Source organism: Sphingobium trunci (assembly GCF_022664535.1).
Classification (GTDB): domain Bacteria; phylum Pseudomonadota; class Alphaproteobacteria; order Sphingomonadales; family Sphingomonadaceae; genus Sphingobium.
Genome location: NZ_JAKUJY010000015.1, coordinates 78,418 through 103,948, shown reverse-complemented (window position 1 = coordinate 103,948; position 25,531 = coordinate 78,418). Strand labels below are relative to the sequence as shown.

Annotated in this window: 23 protein-coding genes and 2 pseudogenes; 11 read left to right on the top strand and 14 right to left on the bottom strand. The window is 62.7% G+C overall.

Annotated features, from left to right (window positions below; genetic code table 11):
* Positions 1-50: 50 nt before the first annotated feature.
* The 3 genes from MJ601_RS14055 (at position 51) to MJ601_RS14045 (ending at position 2,871) form a co-directional block, all read left to right on the top strand.
* Positions 51-1,712 carry an ATP-binding protein gene (locus tag MJ601_RS14055; protein WP_242127450.1) on the top strand — a complete coding sequence of 554 codons (1,662 nt, stop codon included), beginning with the start codon at positions 51-53 and terminating at the stop codon, positions 1,710-1,712.
* A gap of 214 nt (positions 1,713-1,926) precedes the next feature.
* Positions 1,927-2,253 carry a hypothetical protein gene (locus MJ601_RS14050; protein WP_242127448.1) on the top strand — a complete coding sequence of 109 codons (327 nt, stop codon included), beginning with the start codon at positions 1,927-1,929 and terminating at the stop codon, positions 2,251-2,253.
* 153 nt (positions 2,254-2,406) lie between these two features.
* Positions 2,407-2,871 (top strand): DUF736 domain-containing protein, encoded by a 465-nt coding sequence (locus MJ601_RS14045; RefSeq protein ID WP_242127446.1) that lies wholly within the window; start codon positions 2,407-2,409, stop codon positions 2,869-2,871.
* 96 nt (positions 2,872-2,967) lie between these two features.
* Here the strand turns inward: MJ601_RS14045 and MJ601_RS14040 are convergent, their stop codons facing one another.
* Both MJ601_RS14040 and MJ601_RS14035 read right to left on the bottom strand, forming a co-directional pair.
* Positions 2,968-3,534 (bottom strand): type II toxin-antitoxin system VapC family toxin, encoded by a 567-nt coding sequence (locus MJ601_RS14040; RefSeq protein WP_242127444.1) that lies wholly within the window; start codon positions 3,532-3,534, stop codon positions 2,968-2,970.
* A 1-nt stretch (position 3,535) separates the two neighbouring features.
* The gene (locus MJ601_RS14035; RefSeq protein ID WP_242127442.1) at positions 3,536-3,883 is read right to left on the bottom strand and encodes a hypothetical protein; all 348 of its coding nucleotides are present in this window, start codon (positions 3,881-3,883) and stop codon (positions 3,536-3,538) included.
* A gap of 166 nt (positions 3,884-4,049) precedes the next feature.
* Here MJ601_RS14035 and MJ601_RS14030 point away from each other — a divergent pair, with 166 nt between their 5' ends.
* A complete protein-coding gene (locus tag MJ601_RS14030) occupies positions 4,050-4,544 on the top strand; it encodes a hypothetical protein (RefSeq protein ID WP_242127440.1) in 495 nt (164 codons plus the stop codon).
* Positions 4,451-6,919, top strand: a pseudogene (locus MJ601_RS14025) (AAA family ATPase); the annotation flags it as partial. The gene MJ601_RS14030 and the pseudogene MJ601_RS14025, both read left to right, overlap by 94 nt.
* A gap of 1,235 nt (positions 6,920-8,154) precedes the next feature.
* On the opposite strand, the gene MJ601_RS14020 reads toward MJ601_RS14025, so the two are convergent.
* The 3 genes from MJ601_RS14020 to MJ601_RS14010 all read right to left on the bottom strand — a co-directional run bounded on the left by MJ601_RS14020 (position 8,155) and on the right by MJ601_RS14010 (position 10,396).
* Entirely contained in the window at positions 8,155-8,475 is a 321-nt protein-coding gene (locus MJ601_RS14020) for a 2Fe-2S iron-sulfur cluster-binding protein (protein WP_242127438.1), read from the bottom strand.
* A gap of 166 nt (positions 8,476-8,641) precedes the next feature.
* Complete coding sequence (locus MJ601_RS14015; RefSeq protein ID WP_242127407.1) at positions 8,642-9,637, bottom strand: hypothetical protein; 996 nt, start codon at positions 9,635-9,637, stop codon at positions 8,642-8,644.
* 81 nt (positions 9,638-9,718) lie between these two features.
* Positions 9,719-10,396, bottom strand: a complete 678-nt coding sequence (locus MJ601_RS14010) for an EthD domain-containing protein (RefSeq protein WP_242127489.1) — start codon at positions 10,394-10,396, stop codon at positions 9,719-9,721.
* Positions 10,397-11,020: 624 nt separating this feature from the next.
* On the opposite strand from MJ601_RS14010, the pseudogene MJ601_RS14005 reads away from it, so the two are divergent.
* A pseudogene (locus MJ601_RS14005) lies at positions 11,021-11,158 on the top strand (IS1380 family transposase); the annotation flags it as partial.
* A 233-nt stretch (positions 11,159-11,391) separates the two neighbouring features.
* On the opposite strand, the gene MJ601_RS14000 reads toward MJ601_RS14005, so the two are convergent.
* The 6 genes from MJ601_RS14000 to MJ601_RS13975 form a co-directional block, all read right to left on the bottom strand.
* On the bottom strand, positions 11,392-12,231 hold the full coding sequence (locus MJ601_RS14000) for an HpcH/HpaI aldolase/citrate lyase family protein (protein ID WP_242127437.1): 840 nt from the start codon (positions 12,229-12,231) through the stop codon (positions 11,392-11,394).
* The gene (locus MJ601_RS13995) at positions 12,228-12,704 is read right to left on the bottom strand and encodes a MaoC family dehydratase (protein ID WP_348635585.1); all 477 of its coding nucleotides are present in this window, start codon (positions 12,702-12,704) and stop codon (positions 12,228-12,230) included. The genes MJ601_RS14000 and MJ601_RS13995 overlap by 4 nt, the downstream gene beginning before the upstream one ends.
* A 133-nt stretch (positions 12,705-12,837) precedes the next feature.
* Positions 12,838-14,679 carry an acetyl/propionyl/methylcrotonyl-CoA carboxylase subunit alpha gene (locus tag MJ601_RS13990; protein WP_242127432.1) on the bottom strand — a complete coding sequence of 614 codons (1,842 nt, stop codon included), beginning with the start codon at positions 14,677-14,679 and terminating at the stop codon, positions 12,838-12,840.
* 22 nt (positions 14,680-14,701) lie between these two features.
* Positions 14,702-15,880 carry a beta-ketothiolase BktB gene (gene bktB / locus MJ601_RS13985; protein ID WP_242127430.1) on the bottom strand — a complete coding sequence of 393 codons (1,179 nt, stop codon included), beginning with the start codon at positions 15,878-15,880 and terminating at the stop codon, positions 14,702-14,704.
* 66 nt (positions 15,881-15,946) lie between these two features.
* On the bottom strand, positions 15,947-17,548 hold the full coding sequence (locus tag MJ601_RS13980) for a carboxyl transferase domain-containing protein (protein WP_242127428.1): 1,602 nt from the start codon (positions 17,546-17,548) through the stop codon (positions 15,947-15,949).
* Complete coding sequence (locus MJ601_RS13975; protein ID WP_242127426.1) at positions 17,545-17,793, bottom strand: hypothetical protein; 249 nt, start codon at positions 17,791-17,793, stop codon at positions 17,545-17,547. Before MJ601_RS13975 ends, MJ601_RS13980 begins: the two co-directional genes overlap by 4 nt.
* 91 nt (positions 17,794-17,884) lie before the next feature.
* Between MJ601_RS13975 and MJ601_RS13970 the strand changes: the two genes are divergently transcribed.
* A complete protein-coding gene (locus tag MJ601_RS13970) occupies positions 17,885-18,724 on the top strand; it encodes a LysR family transcriptional regulator (protein WP_242127424.1) in 840 nt (279 codons plus the stop codon).
* A gap of 68 nt (positions 18,725-18,792) precedes the next feature.
* On the opposite strand, the gene MJ601_RS13965 is transcribed toward MJ601_RS13970, so the two are convergent.
* Both MJ601_RS13965 and MJ601_RS13960 read right to left on the bottom strand, forming a co-directional pair.
* Positions 18,793-18,933: a hypothetical protein gene (locus MJ601_RS13965; RefSeq protein WP_242127422.1), complete on the bottom strand. Its 141-nt coding sequence runs from the start codon at positions 18,931-18,933 to the stop codon at positions 18,793-18,795.
* Between the two features lie 2 nt (positions 18,934-18,935).
* Positions 18,936-19,988: an aldo/keto reductase gene (locus MJ601_RS13960; protein WP_242127421.1), complete on the bottom strand. Its 1,053-nt coding sequence runs from the start codon at positions 19,986-19,988 to the stop codon at positions 18,936-18,938.
* A gap of 405 nt (positions 19,989-20,393) precedes the next feature.
* Here MJ601_RS13960 and MJ601_RS13955 point away from each other — a divergent pair, with 405 nt between their 5' ends.
* The 4 genes from MJ601_RS13955 to MJ601_RS13940 all read left to right on the top strand — a co-directional run bounded on the left by MJ601_RS13955 (position 20,394) and on the right by MJ601_RS13940 (position 23,423).
* Positions 20,394-21,284, top strand: coding sequence for a crotonase/enoyl-CoA hydratase family protein (locus tag MJ601_RS13955; protein ID WP_242127419.1), 891 nt, complete (start codon positions 20,394-20,396; stop codon positions 21,282-21,284).
* Positions 21,285-21,382: 98 nt separating this feature from the next.
* Positions 21,383-21,703, top strand: coding sequence for a CoA-binding protein (locus MJ601_RS13950; RefSeq protein WP_242127417.1), 321 nt, complete (start codon positions 21,383-21,385; stop codon positions 21,701-21,703).
* A gap of 395 nt (positions 21,704-22,098) precedes the next feature.
* Complete coding sequence (locus tag MJ601_RS13945) at positions 22,099-22,509, top strand: hypothetical protein (protein WP_242127415.1); 411 nt, start codon at positions 22,099-22,101, stop codon at positions 22,507-22,509.
* Between the two features lie 134 nt (positions 22,510-22,643).
* Positions 22,644-23,423 carry an SDR family NAD(P)-dependent oxidoreductase gene (locus MJ601_RS13940; RefSeq protein ID WP_242127413.1) on the top strand — a complete coding sequence of 260 codons (780 nt, stop codon included), beginning with the start codon at positions 22,644-22,646 and terminating at the stop codon, positions 23,421-23,423.
* 467 nt (positions 23,424-23,890) lie between these two features.
* Here MJ601_RS13940 and MJ601_RS13930 read toward each other — a convergent pair whose 3' ends face one another.
* Positions 23,891-25,150: a cytochrome P450 gene (locus MJ601_RS13930; protein ID WP_242127411.1), complete on the bottom strand. Its 1,260-nt coding sequence runs from the start codon at positions 25,148-25,150 to the stop codon at positions 23,891-23,893.
* Positions 25,151-25,531 lie beyond the last annotated feature (381 nt).

Sequence of the window (25,531 nt, the reverse complement as noted above, 5' to 3'; positions counted from 1 at the left end):
GGAGAGAAGGGCGGGGAGGGGGGCCATTCGCTCTTGCCGAGGAGACCCCGATGCCCCTTCCCACCGTCGTCCACAGTCAGGTCGATCCCGCCGCGATCACCAAGGTGACGAGGCTGTTCAATAATACGCTCGGTTCCATACTGACCGAGCTCATCCAGAATGCACGCCGGGCCGGCGCGAGGACCATCGACCTCGATGTCGCCGAAGCCGACGATCGGCAGTGGCTCGTCATCGCCGACGACGGCGCGGGGATCGCCGATCCCGCGGTCATCCTCGCGCTCGGGCGCTCGGGATGGGATGAGGATATCGCGGCCCGCGAAGATCCTGCCGGCATGGGCGTGTTCAGCCTTGCCGGGCGCCATGTCGAAATCCGGTCCCGTCCGCGCGCCGGCGGCGACGCCTGGCGGATCTCGATCGCGGCCGGCGACTGGGAAACGGGCGGTCCCATCCCGGTTTATCGCTGGGATCATCGCTTCGGCAGCGAGATCCGTCTCCCACTTCAGGATGACTGGGCGAAATCCCTGGAGGCCAGCGCGAACGCGGCTGCGCGCTATTGTCCGACGCCGATCCGCTTCAAGGGCGCGCCGCTTGCCCAATCGGACTGGCTCGCCGACGCCCTGGTCACGGTTGAGACCGACGGCGTGCGCATCGGCATCTACAACGGAACACGCGGCGCCCACTGTCAGCCACGCATCAACTTCCACGGCCTCACCGTTCCCTGCCTCCTGCCCTCGATCGACGAGAAGGATCGCAGCTGGTGGGCACGCGTCGACATCATCGATTCTCCGGCGCTGCAGCTTGTGCTCCCAGCCCGGACCGAAATGGTCGAAAGCGCCGCGCTTGAAGCACTCCGCGAAACGGTCCGCAAGACCATCTTCCGCCACATCGCGTCGCTCGGCAGCCACCGCCTGTCCTTCGCTCAATGGACCGAGGCCCGGAATCTCGGCATCGATCTCCCCGAGGCGACGGCTCTCCTGCGCGGCTGGACCCCGGCGACCGCCGATCTCAACAGCGGACGCGAGGGTTCCGGCCTGATACCGGCGGACAATCTCGTCCTCAAGGAGCATTTCGGCGCGCCGCTCGAACAATGCGCGGCATTCGCGCTCGCCCGCGACGGCCGCCTCGAAGGCTCCCTCGCGGATCCGGACGACACGATGGCGGGATATGGCTGGTACGATGCTCTTCCCCGCATCACGGCGCTCAAATTCGAGATCGAACGCGACGGCGCGCCCCATCTGTTCGACAGCGAGACCCTGTCCGGGCTCGAAAGCGGGACGGTCGACCGCCTCGATCTCGTGGTCGAGATCGGGGGCGCCAGACCCGAGACGCTGACCGTCGCCGCTCCCGTCGTCATCGAGTATGACGACGCGCATCATTGGGGTTTCGAGGAAACGAACGTCCTTCTCGCCGCGCGCGACGCGGTATCCCCGGACGAGCTGGTCGACCTGCTCGAGGCTTCATGCTTCTGCGCGAGCGACGATCGCGACGCCGATAGCTGGGAGACGCAGAACGATCGCTTCCTGCTCGATGCCAGAGAAACGGCCACCCGCCTGTTGCTTGGAGACGACGCGGCGCTGGTGGAGCGGCTCCGGGCGATCATCGCCTACCGCGCCCAATGGTTCGTTCCCGAGGGGCGCCAGTTCTCCGCGATCATCGGCAGGAACACCATCGATGTCCGCATCGAGACCGTCCCGGCGTCGCCGGCATCCTGATCAATCTCGAAGGGACCAATCCCATGCGACCTATCAGAGCCGCGAGGCCGGCAGACCGCGACGCCGTGCGGGAGGCGATTGACCAGCTTCGCAGCGCGCGGCACCTTCTGGCCTAGAGCGGCGCCCCGCGCGCCGCCGCCGCGGTCCGCAAGGCGCTGCGCAGCGCCGAAGGTGCGGCCCGCCACGTCGATCATCGCATGCGTCGGAGCCAGACATGAGCCGCTACGAACTCAAACCGAGACCGGGGAACGGGGTCATCAAGGCGGTGGTTGGATGGGACAGACCCCTTCAGACCTTCTTCGCCCAGATATTCACGCCGACCGATGAGGAACCCGAAGAGGGCGAGGCGACGATCTGGCTTGGCACCGAGCCGGGCGAGCTGCCGAGCCCAGAGGTCGCTATCGGGGTGGTCGAAGCCTATGCCGACATTCCCGAGACGCTGGCTGCCGATCTCGCGGCGGCCATGAACGCCACGGTCGGCGTCAAGGACGGCCTGCATCAGGCAGAGGCCAAGAGGCGTCTCTTCGGCTCGATAAACTAACACAAGCGCCCAACGCGTTTCGTCCCGAGGCCGCTTTGGCGGCGCTCGGATGGGCGCTTGCGCGCCTGCTCGGCCGAACGGCCGAGGAGGGGAGTGGGAGGCATGAAGGTGGCTCGGACACGGTGTTCGAGACCGCTTTCAGGAGACTTTCCCATGAACATCGGTTCGATCAAGCAGAATGACGCCGGCATTTTCGTCGGCAAGATCGCGACGCTGGCGATCGCCATGACGGTTGCGCTGCGCGAGGTGCACTCGGCCAATCCCAAGGCGCCCAAGTTCGAGGTTCTGGCGCTGTCGGCGTCGCGGGCGTGGGTGCAGGTGGGCGCGCTGTTCGAGCTGTTCTCGAACGGCACGGGCGAGGCGTTCCTCAACGGCAAGATCGAGGATCCGAGCCTGGCCGCGCCGCTCTACGTGTCGGCGTTCCGCCAGGAGGACGGCAGCTACAACGTCGTCTGGTCGCGCCCGACGCGTCGCCGCGATCTCGCCGCGGAGATGGCGCCCAAGGCCGACGAGGGCCTGCCGCCGCTGCCCGGCGCCGACGAGACCGCCGGCCCCGCCACCCAGGGCACCGAGGCCGGCCTCGGTCAGTCCTCCGCCGAACATGCCTTTGGTGGCTAACGCTGCGCGACTCTCGTGAATCACCCAGGCCCTCGCTCTAACGAGCGGGGGCTATTTTGCTTCACCGCCTCAGGCCAGGCCCTGCCTCTCCGACCCTCAGCTAGCCCTATAGAGCAGAACGCGACCGGTCGGCACAAGCTGCAGCAGGTAGTCGAAGTCAGCGATGTTCGCGGTCAGCACCGTGAAACCGAGTTTCTGCGCCTGAAGGAAAAGTACGCAGTCGTGCAGCGCCTTGAGCCGTGCGTCCCGTGCGTAACCCTGTATGCGCGACAGAACGCCGCTGAGAAGAGCTGCGCGCCCGAGCACTTCCGCGTCGGGTGTGAAGACGCGGTGATCAGGCATGGCCTCGATTTGCGCCCTGATCACTTGCACCACGCCAGCCGTGCGGGGATCACCCGGATCGAGCACGCCGACTGTATGCATCAGCTCTTGAACAGCCACGGTCGAATGGTTGACTTGCCGTCCGTCGACGAGCTGCTCAACCAGTGTCGGGGCGCGACCCTGCATCTGATCGATATAGACACATGTGTCGAGCAGCAGCGCTTGTCCGCCCAGTTCATCCTGCTCCGCGAACGGGAGGATGTCGTCTGGCCGCCGCGCCAAGGTACGGCGCGGGTCGAAACGCGCCCAGCGCATCGCTGCTGAAACATCGAAGCCCGCCATATTAGAAGCCGAGCTTCAGATCCGGATCCACCTTGCCGCGCGCAGCCTTGAATTTCTCGGCGAACTTGTCCTCAAGAGCGATGTTGGCGAGGGCGAACTCGATCAGATCGGTGTCCGTCTCGATGCCGGTTCGAGCCTTCGCCTTTTCGACGAGAGCAGTGCTAACCCGGCCGCCGATCCGGCCGCTCTTCTCATGTAGCAGGCCCGACCGCTGCGCGGCGGCCATCACGGCTTCGACTTGGGTACCATGAACCGTCAGGATATGGCCTGTCCCGACACTGCGCTTGCCCGACCAGCCGCCTTGGTGTTTCCCGCCGTCAGTACGGCGCGCTCCGCTATTCTTAGCCATTGCCTCTTGTCCAACAAAATCCGATTTCGTTCAACATACCGTACTTGGTCCAAGTCTTCAAGTTTGCCCACCAGTTTTCCTGTCAGCTTCAATCCCCGCCCGACCGGCCTGCGGCCGTAGAGAGGAGGGGGGCGTGGCTCCTGTCCAATCGTGACGGGAGACAATCATGTCCGACATCATCGACCTCGGCGGTGCCCCCGCCAACGAGGACTGCGCCCAGCTTGGGCACACGCCCGATTTCGAGCGGCTGAACCGGCTCGAAGTCGCCGCCTACCGCGCCGCCATCATTGCCCGTTTCGGACCGCCGCCCGATGGCTGCACGCTCGTGTCGGTCACCAACCGGCACGACTTCGGTGTCTACTATTCGCTTGGCCTCAAGGGCGATGCGGCTGCCTATCGGCGAAGTCCCACGGTTTCCGCCTATACCGAGGCCGCGCAGGACGGCCTCGAAAGCTGGGTCGAGGCCGGGTTCGCACCGCCGGTTCGCTATGAGGACGGCGCTGCGCCGACCGTCGATCGGGACCGGATCGACGACATCGTCACCGGCGCGCTTTTGGCGACCCGGGCTTCCTGCGCGCCGGGCTCGAGCGGATCGGCTATCAGCTGCACCTCAAAGGCAAGCACGGCACGTTCGAGATATCGGGCGTCCCCAAGGCTGTGATCGGCGAGTTCAGTCAGCGCCGTGAAGAGATCCTCGATCATGCGGCGCGGCTGGGTATCAAGTCGCCCGAGGGCCTGCGCGAAATCACCAAGCGCTCGCGCGATCCCAAGCTCGATGTCGAGGATCGCGCGGCACTCAAGCAGGGCTGGATCGACCAGGCTGCGGCCCACGGCTTCGACGGCAAGGACCTGCGGGCGGCGGCCGAGGCGCGCGCCGGGCTGGCGGCTCCGGAAAGCGCCCTGGAGCGCGGCTACCGCGCCATCGTCGATGCCGTCGACGGCGCCCGCCAGACACTGGGTGCGCTTCTTCGTCCCCAGGATCCGCTGGTGGACAATGCGCTCGCCCGGGCGGTCAAGTCGCCGGCGGAAGCGCGCGCGCAGCTTGCGGTCGCCTCCGCCGTGCGCATGCTCTCCGAACGCGAAGCCGCCTGGCCCGTCAACCTGCTGAGCAAGACCGCGCTCGATCTTGGCGTCAAGGGCGTCACCGTCGACATGATCGAGAAGCGGATCGACCGGCTGGTGCAGAACCGTCAGCTCATCCCGGGCGTCGCGACCGCCGCGGATCGGACGGGTCGCATGGTCACCACGCAGGAAGCGTTGCGCACCGAGGAAAAGATCCTCGGTGCTGTCGAAGAAGGCAAAGGGAAAGCCGAGCCGATCGTGGCGGCAACAGACGCGCCACAGCGCTTGCAGGATGCCGCTGCTCTGCCGCTCAACCCGGGTCAGCTTGCGGCGGCGACAATGATCCTGTCGTCGACAGATCGGACCGTGTCGGTCCAGGGCGTCGCCGGCGCCGGCAAGTCGACCATGCTCCAGGCGGTCGCCCGGGTCGCCCAAGCCGAAAGCCGATCGATCACCGGCCTCGCATTTCAGAACAAGATGGTGGCGGACCTTGCCGAAGGGGCGGGCATCAAGGCGCAGACGATCGCCTCTTTCGTCCTCGCCAACGAGCGCTTCGTTTCCGAGCGCGATACGCCGCGCTACGAGACGGCGCGCGAGAAGCTCGCCGGCACCATGCTCCTGGTCGACGAGACGTCGATGGTCTCGAGCAACGACATGCTCAAGCTCCACCAGATCACGGCGGCGTTGGGGGTCGACAAGCTGGTGCTGGTCGGCGATCGCCAGCAACTCTCATCGATCGATGCCGGCAAGGCCTTCGCCATGATCCAGGTCGTCGGTGGCACCGTGGCGCGCATGGACCAGAATATCCGTCAGCGCACCGACCAGCTGCGCACGGTCGCCGCGCTCGCCAATATCGGCAAGGCCGGCGCTGCGCTGGAGGTACTGGGGGACCGCGTCGTCGAGGCTGCCGATCCAGCCGCCGCCGCGGCCGATATGTGGCTCGGACTTTCCGCGCAAGAGCGCGAGGCGACCGCTGTCTTCGCTTCGGGCCGCGATGCGCGCGCCATCATCAATCAGCGCATCCAGGACGGGCTGATCGCGGAAGGCAGCGTCAAGGGCGAGGCGATCCATCTCACCGTCTACGAGCGCGTCAATACGACCCGGGAGGAGCTGCGCTATGCGCCGACCTACCGGCAGGGCCAGACGCTGGAGGTCAGCCGCGACGGTGCCCAGGACGTCGGCATCAAGGCGGGCCGCTACGATGTTCTGAAAGTCCATGCCAACGGCAAGGTCGAGTTGTCGGACGGTCGCCGTCGGATCCGTTTCGATCCCCGGAAACTGTCGCCGACAGAACAGCGCGACCGGCTCCAGCTCTCCCAGAAGAAGGACCTGCAGTTGCGCGACGGCGACCGTATCCGCTGGACCGCCAACGACAAGGAGCGCGGCTTGCTCAATGCCGCTCTCGCGCGAGTTGTCGGCGTCGATGCCGATGGCGTGAAGGTTGAGACGGCAGACAAGGCACTCGTGACGCTCGGCCTCGGTGACCCGATGCTGTCTCGGCTCGACCTTGCCTACAGCCTCAACATGCACATGGCGCAGGGGATCACCACCGACAAGGCGATTGCCGTCATGTCTTCCCATGAGCGCAACCTCTCGAACCAGCGCCTCTTCAACGTCGGCGTCACCCGCGTGCGCGACGAACTCACCATGATCGTGGACGACAAGGAAAAGCTCGCCCGGCAGCTCGACATGAACCCGGGTAACAAAACCTCCTCCCTCGAGACGCTCGGCCGTCTCGACATCGACGGGAAAAAGGGACCGGGCGCTCAACCCCGCGAGAAGTTCGATCCGGGCCCGATCGACGGGGTCGATCTCTCCGACCTGCCGCCAATCCCCACCGACCTTCCGCCGCTCCCCGATGGCGCCGCGCCCGCGCCGGCCGCGACGGCTCCGCAGGCACCGCCGGATCTGAACCCTGATCGCCCCGATCTGCTGCCACCGCTGCCCGAGCGTAGCCTCGGACTCGACTTGTGAATGGAGACGTCGCCGGCGCGGTGCCCGCGGCCAAGAGAAGGAGACGAACGATGGGTGGGACTTCGAACATGCCGGCAAGTTCGGCAGTGAAAAGGCGGCCGACGACAATGCCCGCCGAAACAATCTCTCCGTGGCGGATTATCGAACGCCCTATAGCAGCGACAGTGTAGGACTCGAGATCCGCAGGTCCTCGATCGAAGGACGGGACCTCCGCGACAGCGGCGAGCGTCGCCGCGACGGCTGGATCTGATCCACATCGAGCCGGGAAGGACTTGATGGACTTTTTCAAGGAAACCAAGGCCCAGGGAGGCGAGCGTTCGCATTTCTCATCGCAGCTAGTGAGGCGCCAGACATTTCGCCGATACAATTCTGTCGCTTCAGTCGGTGCAGGAGGAACAGGTCCCTCGCTATCGACACGGTCTTGGCCTGGGGTGGCTCCAAACGCTTCGGGAGTCGGGAAGGTCATGGGCCTCTCGGCAGGGACTTGGACGTCTCCTACCGAACCTTGAGGCTCAATCACACCATCCAATGCCGAGGCTGCGGCGATTCGATCCGTCCTGTTGACTACACGCCGATCGGGGAAATCCATCGCCTAATTAATGAGACCGGCTCCTGACGCGAGCCGTGCCGCAGGCGTGGTTCGGACTGTGCAACGGCGCACCGATCACCAGTGCGATGGCGTTACGATAATCCTGAACTTCTGCCGGAAAGCCGGACCTGGTTCGCGGATCCCATCAGGGCCAGCAGTCCTACCAACTGCCACAGTAGCCGGACGGAGGACTTCAACCGACCAAAACGCCAATGCATCAAATTGCACTTGCAACGCCGGAGCCCTCCCCGGAGGACAGTGAGGTATGAGCGCAGCCGCTCCCTGCCGTCGATCAGTTGCATGGGCCTATGCATTCACGGCTATCCTGCTTCCACGGCTATCCTGCTTCAACCCACATGACGAAATAGCGACGGCGTGATCATCCCAGCCAGCTCAGATCCAGTAGACCCTTAGAATCATTACACAATCGGTCCATATGTGCCAGCGCGGACATGTGAAAGAGCGGATTCAAGGCGATACCCCTCGCCCTTACGAGACACCTCAAACCCGGCTAGATACTGATGGCAGCGGCGCCGCTGATCCAACGCCGCTCCCTGGCCAGAAAATCCTGGTCACCGCTGAAAGGAGGTGCCGAACGCGCCCGGCACGATGAGTGTCAGCTGAGGTTCCTTGTCAGGCAGACGAATCAGTGCTGGCTTTCCGGCAGCCGGACCACGAGACCGTCCAGATCGTCGCTTACGATAATCTGGCACGAAAGCCGCGAATTGGGCTGGATACCATCACCGAAGTCGAGCATCGATTCCTCCATCTCGGTGGGCGCACCAACCTTGTCGGCCCAGGCTTCATCAACATAGACGTGGCAGGTCGCACAGGCCAGCGCGCCACCGCAGTCTGCATCGATCCCCGGGACGTCGTTCTTGATCGCGCCTTCCATAACGGATTCGCCAGAGTTGACGTCGACGACGTGCTCGGCCCCATTATGTTCGATATAGGTAATTTTAGTCATTGGACACCTTATTCGCTCAGTGGCTAAGTTTCAGAAAAACGATTACATGGTAAGCGTGCGCGCAGGCCCGCGCTGAAGCATCGCTGGAGAGGGTGTCGTTTTCGTTCGGCACCGCCCATGGCATGGTTCGACACAGGGCGACGATGGCCTGTGAGGAATGATGCTCTCATGCGTTGGCGAGGCCCGCGCGAAGCCGATGGCCCTTAATCCCGCCGGGGACCGGATCGAGGGCGCTGAGCACGCGTTGGACATCGCCCATCCAGGCCGGCGCGGCGACCGCCGACGCAAGCTTCGGCTGAGCGCGTCGGTCGCCGACGACTACAAGCACTTCGGCCCCGTCGGGCCCGGCGACCACCGTGTCCAAGGCGACATCGGCTCGCTGAACGCGCATGTCGCCGGCCGAATATTCCACATCGCCCACCCGGCAAGCGCCGCCGACAACCAGCAGCACCAGCTCGGTCGGATAGACGCAAGCCGGGATGATCGTCTGGTTCGCCTTGGTGTTCAGCACGTGCACCGCGGGTCCGACCGTCGCATCTCCCAGAATCCCGGTCATCGTTTCGGGCTTCCCGTTCCTGCCCAGGTCCCCCACCTGGCCGGACAAATAGCCGCGCTCGCATGGACCCAGCGTCGTCGCCACCGCGGCGATGCCCTTGTCGCCTGCCGGGTGGGGATAGGGCTCCCCCTCTACCGGCTGTCCGAAGGCCTCGCCGACCTCGCCGCCGTCGATGACGGTCGCCATATCCTTCTTGAATCTGAGGATGGAACGGGAACCGCGGCGATCCCCCATTATCAGCAGCGTCCATACCGGACCGCCGTGCACCGGATGCTCCTGGTAGACCCAGCCGGCCTCCTGGAACCCATAGGTTCCCGCCGGCATGGATTTGCCAGCCACCGTCCATTCGCCCCCGGCCACCATGCGAAATTGGTCGGTGCCGTGATGATGGACCGGATCGACAGAGTGCTTCCAGTCCAGATCCTCGCCCTCGACCTTGGTCATCAGGCCGAGCAGAACGGTCGGCCCCGCTTCCGGATCGCCGATGTCGAAGGCGAAACTCTTCACCGAACCCTTGGGGGTCATGTCGGGCCAGGCATCGCGATCGCGGTACGAAAGATCCAGGTGGTCTCCGTCGAGAGACAGACCAGCGTATCCTCTGAACATTGCGTATCCTCCAAATCCTGGCCGCCTACCGGCAAAGCGGCGACCGCAAGCAATTACCGCCAGTCCGCGCGGAGCAGGCTCCTAGCGCGTGCTCCATGATGCAATGTCGAAAAGGCTGGTCACACAGCGCGCATGATCGACGAAATTCCGCTCGTCGGCTGTCGTTTGATCGACCAGTTCCTTCGTCCCCATCAGATTACGAAGCCGGTCGGCATCAATCCAATAGGTCTCGGCCGCCCCGTCGAAATCGGAGATGCCGAGCCCGGCCTCTCGCGCGAACTGAGCCGACAGCGCCATATCGGCGTGAGCCTGCCGATAGCCGAACCCCAGCCCCTCCGGCTGAATCGACTCCGCGAACGGCCCGTGGTGACCGTGCCAGTACTTGACGAACTCCTCGTGATCGAACTTCGGCAGGCGTCGATTTGCGATCACGATCAGCAAAGAGCCGAACCCCGGCATTATGACATGCTCGGTTGCGACCAGCGCCGCTGAGGCTGCCGGCCGGATCGTATCACCCAGCCGCTCCGCAAATCCGCCAAGCAGCGGAACCAGTCCGCTGAGATCGCCGCCGTCCTCGCGGAAGATTTCCAATATGGCGTCGAAGGGCACGCCATAATGGAAGGCGCCTGCAGCGGCCGCCTCGAGCTCCGGGTCCCGAACGCGGAAAGCCCAGGACTGGTCCAGCTTGTGCGGGAATTCCGCAGCGAGGCGATCCGTCTCGGTCTGGAGCTTCTCAGCCAGACGTCCTTCCGCCTGCACATCGGTCAAACTTAGCAGAAGCTTAAGCTTTTGGCGCACTATACTTCACCTCTCCATGATCACTTGTTGTTCGGCGGGTACAGGTTCAAGCCGTCGTGCCTATTATGGCCACGTCGAGCAACGTCGGATTTCCTTCCGCGTCCGACACCTGCCGAGTGGGCTTACCAGCCTTATCTAAGGCATGCCGGAGTAAAATGTACAATATAAAAAGGAGATGAATAACCTGCCGAGCCATAAGCGCGAAGCGGGCTCGCGGCGACATTGAAACCGGAATCCCACTCAAATTTGCCGATCAAGCCCTTTTTTGCATGCCACCCAGCGTGGAGTGGTCGAGTGTGAACCGGCGCGACGGTGATCGCCGATTAGCTTGGAACTACTCACGAAATCGTGCAGTTAGGCCTTCGCCCCAGAGAGGTGTCGCCCCCGAGGGACTAGCATTTTGCAGACGTGTGCCGGGATTTTTGGCGAGACCGTAGCTGCAATGCAGGCGATGCCCGGACAGTGAGCGAGCCAGGCGGCCAAGGATCGCCTGTTGCACTGCTGGCAGGCTGGGTTGAGGCGCCGGGCCGAAGAGTGTTTTTTCCCTCCCCGCGTGTGCAAGCCTTCGAGATTGCGGGAAGACGTATTTGCCAGCGTCTCGCGCGTTGCATTGCCGATCCGCACGATCCGTCTCGGATTACCGGTAAACTCGATTATATCCTGTGGGCGCGGTTTCCGGCGATCGCCTACGGCCACGAGGACCTCGACGATCTCGATGTCGTGCACGGCTAAGCGACTTCTCCATTCTCGCCAAGCGCACCACAGCGACACGGAAAAAGGGCGGCATCTTCGGCGATCAGATCGCTCACTTTGTCTTCGACCGCGACGAGACCGGTGATATCGCTACCTGCACAAAACAGTTTCCGGACTAATTTGACCGATTGAGCGTGATTATGGCGACATTCCCATTTCAGGTAACCTTGAGGGTGTATCCTGGTTTTCGATGGGGCTCTCGTCTAGAAATTCCCCGCACGCGAGAGAATTGTTCGTGCGATCTTCAGGTGCGGACGATCAATCATCTTGCCGCCGAGCTGAACCACACCTAGCGAAGGGTCTGCATCGAAACGCGCGACAACCTCTTGGGCGTGGGCCACTTCAGCCTCGGTTGGCGTGAAGGCTCCGTTGATTGCCGTGACCTGCGTCGGGTGGATGGCCATCATCGCGGTGAAACCATCCCGGCGCGCGCAGTTGAGATAGACGCCCAAACCTTCCGTGTTCCAGATATCGGGAAATACCGTTTCGATCGCCTGCACCCCCGCGCGATGAGCGCTGAACAGGGTGAGGCTCCGCACCATCTCATAAGGCGGGGTATAACGCCCGTCCTCCTCGCGCGAGGTACTGGCGCCTATGGAGGCTGGCAGGTCTTCCGCGCCCCAAGTGACCCCCATGATCGCATCACGGCACTGGTAATAGGTGCCAAGCTCGAACACGGATGCCGGGGTTTCCGTGGCAATGGGCAGGACGGGTATGCTTGCGTCGCCAATCAGCGCAAGCAGCGCTTGCACGCTGTTTGCCCCCTCCGCCTTGGGCAGTACGATTCCGTCAGGTTTCCCAGGAAGGGCGGCAGCTAGATCGGCATCGATCATCCCGCTGTCGAGTGGATTGACGCGCACGAACACCTTGGTCGTGCGCGATTCCAGCAGGAATTCCGCGATCGCATCGCGCGCCATCTGTTTCGAGGCGAGCGCGACCGAATCTTCCAAATCAAGAATGATCGCATCCGCACCGCTCCCCGCTCCTTTTGCAAAGCGATCGGGCCGGTCGGCGGGAACAAATAGCAGCGATCGCAGCATCATGCGTCCTTGCACTTGACCAGTGCCGAGCGCAGGCAGCGGCACGCGATTTGCCCGCGCTGGTTGATCAGCTCGTGCTGGAATGTGACGATCCCAGCTTTCGGGCGGGACTTTGATACCTTCAGTTCTACCACTTCACTGGTCGCGCGCATGGTGTCGCCGATGAACACGGGGCTGGGCATCACCAGCTTGTCGTAGCCGAGGTTGGCGACAAGCGTGCCCAGCGTGGTGTCGCTCACCGAAAGGCCGACCATCAGCGCGAAGGTAAAGGTCCCGTTGACCAGGATCTGCCCGAATTCGCTCCCCTTCGCGGCCTCGATGTCGAGGTGCAGCGGCTGCGGGTTGTGGGTCATGGTGGTGAACAGCAGGTTGTCTGTCTCGGTCACCGTGCGGGTGATCTCGTGGGTCAGCCTGTCGCCAACCTGCCATTCGTCGAAGTGCTTGCCTGCCATCGCTAACTCCCGTTTATCTTCCAGTGCTGTTCGTCCTGAGGAGCCATGAAGCCGAAAGCTTAGCGCCGTCTCAAGGGACCGGGGCCATGTTCGAGACGGGCCTCCCCTTCGACAGGCTCACGGCCAGTCCCTCCTCACCAGGAACGGCGGTGGAAGATCATTCCGCTTCCTCGATCCGCACCAGCAGCGCTTCCACTTGGACCTGTGCGCCGGGTGCCGCCTTCAACTCTGCCACCACCCCGTCGAACGGCGCGGTAAGGGTGTGTTCCATCTTCATCGCCTCGAGCGTCAGCAGCTTCTGGCCCTTGGTGACCTGCTCTTTCTCGCTGACCTCGACCGCGACGATCCTACCGGGCATGGGCGAGAAGATCGCCCCGTCGCCTACCACGGCGCCATGCAGCGCCTGTTTGCGCCACGGCTTCAGCAGCCAGGCCTGACCCTTCTCGGTCACCAGCACGGATCCGCGCGGATCATCGATGCCGTGGCCGGTCAAGGCGATCTCCACGGTCTCGCCTTCCAGTAGGAAGCGGCCGCGCCGGCGGGGCGCTGCGTTGAGACGGAAACCAGGGACGCCGCTCTTGGGCGTCAGTGCCGCCGCAGCCTCGGTCAGCGCTGCTTCCGACGGTACCGGCGGCTCGGCCATCGCCTCGCCGTCGCGGCCGATCAGGCCGGTGTCGACCGTGCCTGCGGCGAACTGCGAATGGGCCAGCGCCTTGACCAAGAACGCGGCGTTGGTGCGGACCGGGTAGACCGCGCTGCCTTCAAGAATTTCGGAAAGCCGGTCGATCGCCTGTTCGCGGTTACCGCCATGGGCGATGACCTTGGCGATCATCGGATCGTAGAACGGCGAAACCTCGGCCCCTTCGTAGACGCCGGTGTCTATCCTCCCACCGCGAGCCGACCCGAAGCGCAGTACGTCGAGCCGGCCGATCGAGGGCAAGAACCCCTTGGCCGGGTCTTCCGCGTAAAGCCGCGCTTCCATCGCCCAGCCATTGATCGAAAGCTCTTGCTGCCGCCTGGGCAGCGGTTCGCCCGAGGCGACGCGCAGCTGCCATTCGACGAGATCCTGCCCGGTGATCTCCTCGGTCACCGGATGCTCGACCTGCAGGCGCGTATTCATTTCCATAAACCAGATGCGGTCTGCCCGCAGGCCTTCCGATCCGTCCGCGATGAACTCGATCGTGCCGGCGCCCTCGTAGTCGACGGATTTGGCGGCGCGGACCGCGGCGGCGCACACCGCCTCGCGAGTCGAGGCGTCCATGCCGGGGGCAGGGGCTTCCTCAATCACCTTCTGGTGGCGGCGTTGGAGGGAACAATCGCGCTCGAACAGATGCACCACGTTTCCGTAGCTGTCGCCGAACACCTGCACCTCGATGTGGCGCGGGGAGAGAATGTATTTCTCGATCAGGACGACGTCGTTGCCGAAGCTCGAGCTCGCTTCACGTTTGCACGAAACGAGCGAGTCGAGGAAATCCGCGGCTTGCTCGACCAGCCGCATCCCCTTGCCGCCGCCGCCGGCGACCGCCTTGATCAGCACCGGATAGCCGATCTCGCTGGCCTGCGCCTTGAGAAACGCCGGATCCTGGTTCTCGCCGAGATAGCCGGGTGTGGTCGGAACGCCGGCTTCCTGCATCAGCTTCTTGGCCGCGTCCTTCAGACCCATCGCCGTGATCGATTTCGGCTTAGGTCCGACCCAGACGAGGCCCGCATCGAGCACGGTTTGCGCGAATTCGGCATTCTCCGAAAGGAAGCCGTAGCCGGGATGGATCGCTTCTGCGCCCGTGGCCCTGGCGGCGGCGAGGATTTTCTCGCCCACCAGGTAGCTTTCGCGCGTCGGCGCGGGGCCGATGCGCACTGCCTCGTGCGCCGAGCGGACGTGCAGCGCGCGTGCGTCGGCGTCCGAATGAACCGCGATGGTGCGGATGCCCAAGCGGCGCGCGGTCCGGATCACCCGGCAGGCGATTTCGCCGCGGTTGGCAATGAGAAGCGACTTGATCATCCTGGCGTTTGTCCTTCTGGCGTCAGACGCGCTCGATCACCATGGCGATGCCCTGGCCGCCGCCGATGCACATCGTGATCAGCGCATAGCGCCCGCCGGTGCGCTGCAACTCGTACATCGCCTTGACCGTGAGGATCACGCCGGTCGCGCCGATCGGATGGCCCAGGCTGATGCCGGAACCGTTGGGATTGGTCTTCGCCGCAGAGAGGCCCAGTTCCTTGGCGACGGCGCAAGCTTGGGCGGCAAACGCCTCGTTGGCCTCGATCACGTCCATCTGGTCGAGCGTCAGGTTTGCGCGCTGCAGCGCCACCGGCACCGCCTTGACCGGTCCGAGGCCCATGACGTTCGGCTCGACCCCGGCATGGCCCCAGCCGAGGATGCGGGCCATCGGCTTGAGGCCCTTCTCCTGCACTGCCTTGCCGCTGGCGAGGACGACTGCGGCCGCTCCGTCGTTGATGCCACTAGCGTTGCCGGCGGTGACGGTACCGTCCTTCTTGAACACGGGCTTTAGGCCCGCCAACGATTCGACGCTGGCGTCGGCGCGGGCGTGCTCGTCGGTGTCGAACACGGTCGTACCCTTACGGATCTTGATCTCGACCGGAACGATCTGGTCCTTAAAATAGCCGTTCTGGATCGCGTTGATCGCACGGCGGTGGCTTTCCACAGCCGCTTCGTCCTGCGCCTCGCGGCTGATCGCGCAGCGTTCCGCGACGTTTTCGGCGGTGACGCCCATGTGGATGTTTTCGAACGGATCGTGAAGCGCGCCCAGCATCGCATCGACCAGCAGCTGGTCGCCCATCTTTTGCCCATTGCGCGCAGTCAGGCACATCAAGGGCGCGTTCGACATGCTTTCAGCCCCGCCGGCAATCGCGATGTCCTGCTCGCCAAGGGCGATCCCCTGCGCTGCGGAGACCACCGCCTGCAGGCCCGAGCCGCACAGCCGGTTGACGTTCATCGCCGGAGTTTCCACCGGTACGCCGGCGTTCACTGCGGCGACGCGGCTGACGTAGACGTCCTTCGGCTGGGTCAGCACGACAGTGCCGACCACGACGTTCTGGACGTCGGCCGCGACGATCCCGGCCCGGTCGATCGCCTCCTTCATCACGATGGTGCCAAGCTCGGCCGGGCGCAGCGAGGAGAGGCCGCCGCCGAAGGCGCCGATGGCGGTACGGGCGCCGGAAACGATGTAGATGTCGGTCATGGGTTTGCTCCTTGGTGGAGAAACCGGACTCCGGAATCACGGGTGCGACTCCGGTGCCCGGCTCCTTTACATTCTGAACACGCCGAAGGCAGGCCGCTGTGGCACCGGCACTTCGAGGCACGCCTCCAGTGCCAGCGTCAGGACATCGCGAGTCTGGGCGGGGTCGATGATCCCGTCGTCCCAGCCCCGCGCGGTAGCGTAGTAGGGGTTGCCTTCGTCCTCGTACTTCTGGCGGATCGGAGCCTTGAACGCCTCAACTTCTTCCGGCGTCCACACCGCCGCGTCGCGATGGACGGTGGCGAGGACGCTTGCCGCCTGTTCGCCGCCCATCACGCTGATCCGCGCGTTGGGCCAGGTGAACAGGAAGCGCGGCTGGTAGGCCCTTCCGCACATGCCGTAGTTGCCCGCGCCGAAGCTGCCGCCGATGAGCAGGGTGATCTTGGGCACGGTCGCCGTGGCGACGGCGGTCACCAGCTTTGCGCCGTGCTTGGCGATGCCTTCGGCCTCGTACTTGCCGCCGACCATGAAGCCCGACACGTTCTGGAGGAACAGCAGCGGAATCCGGCGCTGGCAGGCGAGCTCGATAAAGTGTGCGCCCTTCTGCGCGCTTTCTGAGAAGATGACGCCGTTGTTGGCGAGGATCGCCACGGGGATTCCGTGGATATGGGCGAAACCGCAGACCAGGGTGTTGCCGTAGAGCGGTTTGAATTCGTGGAACTCGCTCGCATCGACGATCCGGGCGACGACCTCGTGCACGTCGTAGGGCGCACGCACGTCGTCCGGGATGATGCTGTAAAGCTCTTCCGCTTCATACTTCGGCGCGCGGGGTTCGCGCCTGGCAATACCGGCATCGAGTGGCTCGCCGACGTGTGACACGATGTCGCGCACGATCGACAGCGCGTGCTCGTCGTTCTCGGCAAGGTGATCAACAACGCCCGACTTGCGGGCGTGAAGGTCGCCGCCGCCAAGGTCTTCAGCGGAGATGACCTCGCCTGTCGCGGCCTGAACCAGCGGCGGACCGGCGAGGAAGATCGTGCCCTGTTCCTTCACGATCACGGTCTCATCGGACATGGCGGGGACGTAGGCGCCGCCCGCGGTGCAGCTGCCCATCACGCTGGCGATCTGCGGGATCCCCTGCGCCGACATGTTCGCCTGATTGTAGAAGAACCGGCCGAAGTGGTCGCGGTCTGGGAACACTTCGGCCTGGTTGGGAAGGTTGGCGCCGCCAGAATCGACCAAGTATATGCACGGCAGGCGGTTTTCCTGGGCGATTTCCTGGGCGCGGATGTGCTTCTTCACCGTTATCGGGAAGTAGGTGCCGCCCTTCACGGTCGCATCGTTGGCGAAGATCATGCACTGCCGCCCGGACACGCGGCCGATCCCGGTGATGAGGCCCGCGCCGGGCACCTCGTCACCATACATCCCGTTCGCGGCAAGCTGACCGACCTCGAGGAACGGCGCGCCCGGATCGAGCAGGCCTTCGACGCGGTCGCGCGGCAGCAGTTTGCCGCGGGAAACGTGGCGGTCACGACTGCGCTCGTCCCCGCCGAGCGTCGCCTTGGCGACGCGGGTGCGCAGCTCTTCGGCCAGCGCCCGGTTGTGCGCCGCGCGGGCCTGCGCGCCGGGGCTTGAGAGATCGAGACTGGTGGAGAGGACAGGGGCGCTCATCCAGCCTCCCCAATCAGTTGGCGCCCGATCGACATCCGTCGAACCCGGTTGACGCGCAGGTTGGAGTGCGCGCCAAAGGACAGGCCGACCGCGCCCATCAGCTCGGATCGCTCGCGGCGATCTTGGGCGTCGATCTCCGCAGCGAGCGATAGGATTTGCTCGCAAGCGAAGCGTCCGGCGGCCTCGAGGATCGTAGGGGCGCTTTCGGACAAGCCGAAGTCAAGTTCGCGCGTGGCGCGGGCCATGTGGTCTCTCCATCAACGTCGAAGGCAAGCTAGACCAACTGCGGACAATGGAAAAACTGGAATTAATCTCGTGGATAGATAGGATATTCCTATGTTAAGCCGCATACAGCTTCGCCAGTTCCTCGCGGTTGTCGACACCGGCAGTTTCACACGCGCCGCCAACGCGCTGAATATCGCACAGCCTTCACTGTCCGGCGGAATCGCCGAACTGGAGCGGAACCTTGGTACGCGACTGTTCGTGCGCGAGCGCCGCCGGATCCAACTCACAGAGGCTGGCAACGCCCTGCTCCCATTAGCCCGTTCCATTGAAAGGGAATTCCATGAGGCGGAAAGCCGGGTCGGCAACTTGCCAGTACCGGCAAGACCGCTCCGATTAGGCCTGCTCGAATCAGTGTCCACTCGCTGGCTGGAGTCCACCCTGTCGGCCTACACTGGCTTAGCACCGCTCGAACTCGTTGAAGGGGGTGAACGTGAGTTGCAGGCGGCGCTTGTGACCGGCTCGCTCGACTTGGCTCTGACGCTGGTTGGCTCTGGCGATCCCGCCGCCCTGCTTCATGAAGCCTATTGTCTCGCCCTGCCGGCCGACCATCCCCTAGCAGGCGCGGTGACGGTCCCGCCTCGGGCAGTCGCCGGCGAGACGATGTTGGCACGGCGCTCGTGCGAAGTACTCACCGAAACAAGCCGATTCTTTACTGAACACGGCGTGCGGCCCCGCTTTGCCCTGCGCTCGGCTAACGATGACCGGATAATGGCCGCGGTTCGCGCGGGCCTTGGCGTTACGGTGGCGCCAGAATCCTTAGGTGGACCTGGGATCTCGATGGTCAAACTGGAAGGTTTTACGCGCAACAGGACGATTGGGCTGGTTGAAGGCACGCACGAGCACGACGGCACGGCAGCACTGCTGGCCGCATTGCGGGCTGCCCTCTCATAATTCCGATTCTCGCTACGGCCGGCTATTATGGCGGGCGAATGCTAAAAAGCCGTCCTGATTGACCCTGATCACTGATCGCCTAAGCCGAACGCCTCGGGAAACAGCAATACGCCGGGTCGCATGCCGCCATGCGAATCATCCCCGAACAACTGGCTGATCATTTCGAGGCGATCGGCGGTGTAGCTGACCACGCGCTGTGCGATTTCCATGTTCAGGCTCGCCCGCGTGCCGCGACGCGTGTGCCAGCGGCGAGGGCGGCGACCGAATGCGGCGTTTTCAGGAAGTCGTGCGGAAACCCGAGGTCGATCCGGCTGACCTGCTCTAGCTCGACAATGTCTTCGGCGCTCAACCGGAGATCGAGTACGCCGAGGTTCTGCTGCAACTGGTCGAGCGTACGTGCGCCGATGATCGGTGCGGTGATGGCAGGATTGAGGAGCGTCCAAGCCAAAGCGATTTCGGCTGCGCTCCGCTTATGCCGGGTCGCCACTCGCCGGACTGTGTCGGCGATCTCCAGGACCGTTGGGGTGATCAGGCCGGCTTGCGTCAACGCTTCCGCGCGACCTCCGGCCGTTCCGCTGGCGTCGCGGTACTTGCCTGACAGTCGCCCCCCGCCGATCGGTGACCAGGGCATCACGCCTAGGCCGAGTTCGGCTGCCATCGGGATCAGGTCGCGCTCCACCGTCCGCTGCAACAGGCTGTATTCGATCTGCAAGGCTGCAAACGGCGTCCATCCGCGCAACTCGGCGAGCATCTGCATGCGGGCGACCTGCCATGCTGGCGTGTCCGAAATGCCGATATATACGACCTTGCCGCTTCGTACGAGGTCGTCGAACGCGCGCATGATCTCGTCGACTGGTGTCGTGGCGTCCCACATGTGCAGATAGAACAGATCGATATAGTCCGTGCTCAGCCGCCTGAGGCTGTCTTCGACGGAGCGTACCATATTGCGACGATGATTGCCGCAAGCGTTAGGATTGCCTGGGTCGAGCGCCAGCGAGTATTTCGTCGCCAGCACCAGCTGCTCGCGCCGCTCGGCTGCGAAACGGCCCAGCATTTGTTCCGATGCGCCCCTTCCGTAATAATTGGCGGTGTCGATGAAATTGCCGCCGGCCCCCACATAGGCGTCGAAAATGCGTTTTGCTTCCGGTTCGTCGCAGCCCCAGGGCGCCCCGAACGTCATCGTGCCGAGGGATAGCGGGGAAACCCGCAGCCCGGATCGACCGAGCAGGCGATATTCAGAGAGTGCAGACGAATGCTGTGTCATGGGGCCGAACTCGCCAAATTCATTTGGAGCAGTGATCGGTTGCGACGCCACATAGCGAAAATATTGTTTCGGTATCGCGCCATCCACAAGCGAACCGATGCGAAGGCAATCGAACCATCTCAGCTTTGAATTGGCGGTGCTCCAGTCGCCCGGCCAACATCGCGTCGATATGAGGAAGAGGGGCACATGCGGGTACGCGTCACCGGGCCGCGCTATCCAGGCCGTGTCAGAAGCAGTGGCCCATATCGAACGGCGGCCTGGCAAACGGTGAGGTGCAGAGTGGTCTGGTGGGGTCGGCGCCGCGATGGGTTGATCGAAGGCGCTCCAAGCTTTGCTGAACCGATCGAATAGTTGGTACCGGAGTGCCGGGAGCACTTTCCGTGACCGCGCAACGGGTGATGTGACATGGACTATACGACGATCCAAACGGATCTTGCTGACGGGGTTCTCACGATAACGCTCAACCGTCCCGAACGGATGAACGCCTTCACGGTGGCGATGGCCGCGGAACTCGAACATGCCTTTGGCGCCGTCAATACGCAGGACGAGGTTCGCGCCGTCATCGTGACTGGCAGCGGCAAGGCATTCTGCGCGGGCATGGACCTGGATGTCGATGGCAATGTCTTTGGCCTTGACGAGCATCAGCGGCCGACGCTGACCGACATGCGCGAGCGCCTCGACGATCCTGCCATCCGTAGCGGTGTGCGCGACACCGGCGGGCGGGTTACGCTGGCCATTTATGACTGCGCTAAGCCCGTAATCGCTGCAATCAACGGCGCCGCGGTCGGTATCGGCGCGACGATGCTGCTGCCGATGGATTTCCGGTTCGCAAGCACTGAAAGCCGCATCGGGTTTGTGTTCGGACGCATCGGCATCGTGCCTGAGGCATGCTCAACTTGGTTTTTGCCCCGTATCGTCGGCTTGCCCAAGGCGCTGGAATGGTTCTACAGCGCAAGGATCATGGACGCGGCGGAAGCGCATGCGGGTGGTCTGCTGAACGAGATCGTGCCGCCCGGCCAGCTTTTGCAGAGGGCGCGCGCATTCGCGCTATCGCTTTTGGCCGATCTTTCGCCGGTGTCGGTGGCGCTGATCCGGCAGATGACGTGGCGCAACTCCGCCTTGCCAAGCCCCAATGCGGCGCACGAGATCGATTCCCTGGCCGTATTCTACACCAGTCTGGGCGACGGCAAGGAAGGCGTCCAAGCATTTCTCGACAAGCGCGCGCCAGAATATCGCGCTACGGTCTCAAGCGATATGCCGCCATTCTACCCATGGTGGCAACCTGACAAGCGATAGTCGGACTAGCAACGGGGTTATACAATACAAAATTCCGGTTTGACCCGCTTTTGCAACATCGCGACAAGCCGGCGCGTTAATTCAAGAACACCGTCCGTTTGAGCGGATCGGCGAGAGGATTTGATGGAAAATTATCCGGACAAATTGCTCTCTGGCCAAGACGGTCTGGACGCATTCTTCACGCCGAATCGATTGCCTTGCTTGATGTAGCAGATGATGCAACCAAGATGGCGGGTAGTTCCATGCCGGTGATAGCCGTTCATCCGGTCAATCTAAAGCGCGACACTGTCGGCGGTATAAAGGTCTACCCTTCCGTCTTGGATATCCCGGGCGATGTTGAATTGGCGCTGATTACACTGTTGCAAAGCGCGGTGTGGACCAGTGCGGGCGGCAGTGGCAATTATGGCCGGCTTCGCTGAAACCGGGAAGGAAGGAGCCGCACTTCAAGGCGAATTGCTCGGCACGGCGCCTCGTCATGCTATTCGTCTGACCGGACCTAATTGCACCGGAATTTACACTGGTGAGGTCGACCTGCCGCTCGGAACTTCGGCGGCGTTCGTCACGGGGCGTTACCAGGAGGGTTCGATAGAGCTGATCACGCAGAGCGGAGCGTTGGGCACCGCGCTGTTTCCCGCGCGCGACGGAACGTGGCGCAGACCCCAGCTTCTGGTTCTCGACCGGGAACGAGATGGACGTCGACCTCGCCCGAACCTCGAGGTCGGAGCGGCGACTCCGGGCACGCGAGTGATTCGCGCTATTCCTCGAGGTGGTACGTGATGCCCAACGTGTGCCGCGCAGCCTTGATGCAGCGCTCGTGGAAGGCACGCCGGTCGTGGCCTTGAAGGTGGGTACGTCGAAGGTCGGCCACGGGCGTGCTTGTCGGTTCGGATGCCATTTATGCCGGCTATTTTCGCCAGCACGGCTTGCTGCGCGTGAAGAGCGTCGATCACTTCTGCCGGTCGCGGCTGACTTTGGCAAGAAGCGTCCGTTCGGCGGTGTCGCGGATCGCGTGACGGGGATCGAAACCATCGTCACGATGGCGACCGAGGTGCGGTTCGAGGTCGATTATTATTCTGTTCAAGCATTTGCACCGCTTAACCTGCCGAAACCGACACTAGGATTGACTGCCGCTTCTCCACGGCCGCGGTTCGTGAAGACGATCCTCCACCATCTACTCCTGCGCCAAGGTACCGTTGTCGTGAGACCCGGCGCCGGCATCACTTAGAAATATCGGAGAGCGACATTCGATCACAATTTCTCGCCATAGCGGCCTGGTTGATGGGGATACTATGATCCGATCTAGAAAGAATATTAGTGGCGCGTTGACACTTTTGCGATGGCGATCGCGAGGAGAATGCAATGAAGATCGAAGGGGTTTCGGCGATCGTAACCGGCGGCGCATCAGGCCTGGGCGAAGCGACCGCGCGTGCGCTTGCGTTGGCAGGAGCGAAGGTGGCGCTGTTCGATCTCGACCAATCGCGGGGCGAAGTGCTGGCAGGACAGATCGGGGGCGTCTTCGCGCGCGTTGACATCACTGACGAGAGTGATTTGGAAGTGGCGTTCGATACCGTCCGGGGCATTAACGGGCAGGAGCGAATTCTGGTCAACTGCGCCGGCATCGCCACCGGGGAGAAGACCGCGTCGATCGACAAGGCCAGCGGTGAGCCGATCGCGCATCGATTGACTTCGTTCGCACGCACGATCACGGTCAACCTGATCGGCACCTTCGCCTGCACGGCGCTATCGGCCAAGGGCATGCTGTCGCTCCCGCCGGGCGACGACGGTGAGCGCGGGGTGGTCATCACGACTGCGAGCGTGGCGGCGCAGGACGGACAGGTGGGCCAGGCGGCTTATGCCGCATCCAAAGCCGGCGTTGCAGGCATGACGCTGCCCATCGCGCGCGACTTGATGGGCCACGGGATACGCGTGAACACGATCCTGCCGGGCATATTGGCAACGCCAATGCTTTCCGGCCTTCCCGCGAAAGTACAGGAATCGCTAGCGGCGACAGTGCCGTTTCCGGCACGGCTCGGGCGACCCGAGGAATATGCCGACACGGCGCTGTTCCTAATCCGTAACGGCTATATGAATGCAGCATCGGTGCGACTGGACGGCGCGTTGCGGATGGCGCCGCGCTGACCTTGTGCCGAGCATATTGGCCAGATCGATCACGAAATCTGACCGGATCGCGTGTCGATCGCCGACGGAGGCATGCCCGCCGTTCCCGCCGCATCAATGGATTGCGCTCGCGTCATGGTCTATACCGTGACGTTAAACGGCCCTCGCCGTTTGAACGGAGCGAGATCATCGAACTACGTCATCCCCGCTACTTCGTGATTTTTGCGGAGGAGCGTCATTTTGGCAGGGCTGCTGCGCGCCTCGCGATTACGCAGCCCCCGTTACGCTTGGGCAGATGAGGTTCAATCGCCACCCACGCCGCACCCGACAACCAAAACCACGAACGCGACATTTGGGGGCCTCCTTTGCGCGGAAGCCCCTGAATCAAAGAGGCGGCCAATTATCAATATGACAATTGGGTTGGGGACCAGAAAAGAGTCCCCGCATTCTCTTTTAGACACCGATCGAACGGTGAAGGTTCAATACAATCAATCGATCCGCATAGGTATGGAGACCGGCAATAGCTCGCCTCTCTGCCCGATATATTTCGGCCTGTAATTACGGTCCTCCAGACGAAACTTAGGAAATCGCTCCATAAACTTTCGAAGGCTTGCTTGGATAACGAATCTCGCTAGTCTTGAGCCTACGCAATTATGAATGCCGGTCCCAAACGTCATAATGTTCTTGGGATTTCGCCTTACGTCAAATCTGAGCGGATCCGGAAATACGACCGGATCGTAATTTGCCGCCTGTGGGGAGACACCGATGACTGCACCCGCATAAACGGGCGTTCCCCCAATAGTTAGATCCTGCCTGGCGAAACGCGGAAACGAAAGATAGCCGGGGGCGTGGATCCGCAGGCATTCCTCGATGGCCATCGGCAACAAATCCATGTCATCCTGTAAGATCTGCAACTGATCAGGATGCCTAGCCAGATTAAGCAAAGCGCAGGCAGTGCTGATCGACGTAGTGGTCAATCCGCCTGCAAAAATCGCAAACAAATTGTAGATGAGCTCGTCATTGGTCAACTGATCACCCTGATCTCTCGCCTGCACCATGACGCTGATCATGTCGTTGCCTGGTTTATTCCGTCGCTCATCGACCAGCGCCGAAACGGCGTCGACAGCAGCCTCAAAGCCGTCGATATATTCACGGGGGTATTCCCCGCCAGGTGGAATCGATGCGACGAGATGAAAGGTTGCAGCCATGCGTGCAAATGCCCGGCGCTGCTCATCCTTGATCTTCAACATGCCCTCCAAAAGGATGGCATCGACGAGATGCACGCTGAAGTCCGACATCACGTCGACGACCGATCCCTTGCTAGCGAGCTTGTCGAGCAGTCCATCGATACTCTGGTCAATCAGCTCCACTGAGCTTTTCACCATCGCGGCACTGAAGGACGGATCAAGCAATCTGCGGATACGGCGGTGCTCTGCGCCGTCGATCATCCCGACATTGGTCTTCCCATAAAAGAAATCGAACCGTTCATATCCCGGTACCTTCGGGATGTCGGTCGTAAACAATCCATCTCGGTTGAGATAGACCTCTAGATTGTCCCTATGCCGAGCGCAAAAAACAAATTGGGGGACGCCATCTGTAGTTATATAGATGGGAGGTCGCGTTGCCCAATCTGCAAGAATATTTTCCCAGTTTGAGCGGAAATATTCTCCGTCGAGATCGATATCTATAATATTAGAAGAATCGAAATCGCTATAATCAAAAGCGCGAATTTTATTGAAATCGTTCATGACGGCGCCTCGCAACTGGAATTTCGTAGAAAGAACATGTAGTATCTTGCACAGTCCATGCGACATCCCAAGATCCGCATTTCATGGGTGCGCGCCGGGACAGAATACGGGATAGCGCCGCATACCCCGGAAAGTCACAAGGTGCGAAGTCAAATAACCACCGCACTGATGCCGACCGAATGTATGAGGGTTCCACGGTGGAATTCCGGAAGCGCTTTCTGGCGGTACGTCGTGTATGACGAAAATCCCGCACATTTTGAAACGGGACACGCCTGCTATCGAACCCATCTATGGTGTAGGGCATCAACACTCTCGGCTCCACCTCGACTCTGCTGTATGATCTAACACAATAGGTTGGCCATCGGCATCCAATGAACCGGT

Coding starts and splice junctions, on each gene's coding strand:
- MJ601_RS14015 (WP_242127407.1), bottom strand. CDS start 9,637: ATGTTCAGAGGATACGCTGGTCTGTCTCTCGACGGAGACCACCTGGAT.
- MJ601_RS14045 (WP_242127446.1), top strand. CDS start 2,407: ATGAACATCGGTTCGATCAAGCAGAATGACGCCGGCATTTTCGTCGGC.
- MJ601_RS13980 (WP_242127428.1), bottom strand. CDS start 17,548: ATGAGCGCCCCTGTCCTCTCCACCAGTCTCGATCTCTCAAGCCCCGGC.
- MJ601_RS13955 (WP_242127419.1), top strand. CDS start 20,394: ATGGACTATACGACGATCCAAACGGATCTTGCTGACGGGGTTCTCACG.
- bktB (WP_242127430.1), bottom strand. CDS start 15,880: ATGACCGACATCTACATCGTTTCCGGCGCCCGTACCGCCATCGGCGCC.
- MJ601_RS14055 (WP_242127450.1), top strand. CDS start 51: ATGCCCCTTCCCACCGTCGTCCACAGTCAGGTCGATCCCGCCGCGATC.
- MJ601_RS13975 (WP_242127426.1), bottom strand. CDS start 17,793: ATGGCCCGCGCCACGCGCGAACTTGACTTCGGCTTGTCCGAAAGCGCC.
- MJ601_RS14050 (WP_242127448.1), top strand. CDS start 1,927: ATGAGCCGCTACGAACTCAAACCGAGACCGGGGAACGGGGTCATCAAG.
- MJ601_RS13960 (WP_242127421.1), bottom strand. CDS start 19,988: ATGACACAGCATTCGTCTGCACTCTCTGAATATCGCCTGCTCGGTCGA.
- MJ601_RS14035 (WP_242127442.1), bottom strand. CDS start 3,883: ATGGCTAAGAATAGCGGAGCGCGCCGTACTGACGGCGGGAAACACCAA.
- MJ601_RS14000 (WP_242127437.1), bottom strand. CDS start 12,231: ATGATGCTGCGATCGCTGCTATTTGTTCCCGCCGACCGGCCCGATCGC.
- MJ601_RS13965 (WP_242127422.1), bottom strand. CDS start 18,933: ATGGAAATCGCACAGCGCGTGGTCAGCTACACCGCCGATCGCCTCGAA.
- MJ601_RS13930 (WP_242127411.1), bottom strand. CDS start 25,150: ATGAACGATTTCAATAAAATTCGCGCTTTTGATTATAGCGATTTCGAT.
- MJ601_RS14040 (WP_242127444.1), bottom strand. CDS start 3,534: ATGGCGGGCTTCGATGTTTCAGCAGCGATGCGCTGGGCGCGTTTCGAC.
- MJ601_RS13940 (WP_242127413.1), top strand. CDS start 22,644: ATGAAGATCGAAGGGGTTTCGGCGATCGTAACCGGCGGCGCATCAGGC.
- MJ601_RS13970 (WP_242127424.1), top strand. CDS start 17,885: ATGTTAAGCCGCATACAGCTTCGCCAGTTCCTCGCGGTTGTCGACACC.
- MJ601_RS13990 (WP_242127432.1), bottom strand. CDS start 14,679: ATGATCAAGTCGCTTCTCATTGCCAACCGCGGCGAAATCGCCTGCCGG.
- MJ601_RS14020 (WP_242127438.1), bottom strand. CDS start 8,475: ATGACTAAAATTACCTATATCGAACATAATGGGGCCGAGCACGTCGTC.
- MJ601_RS14030 (WP_242127440.1), top strand. CDS start 4,050: ATGTCCGACATCATCGACCTCGGCGGTGCCCCCGCCAACGAGGACTGC.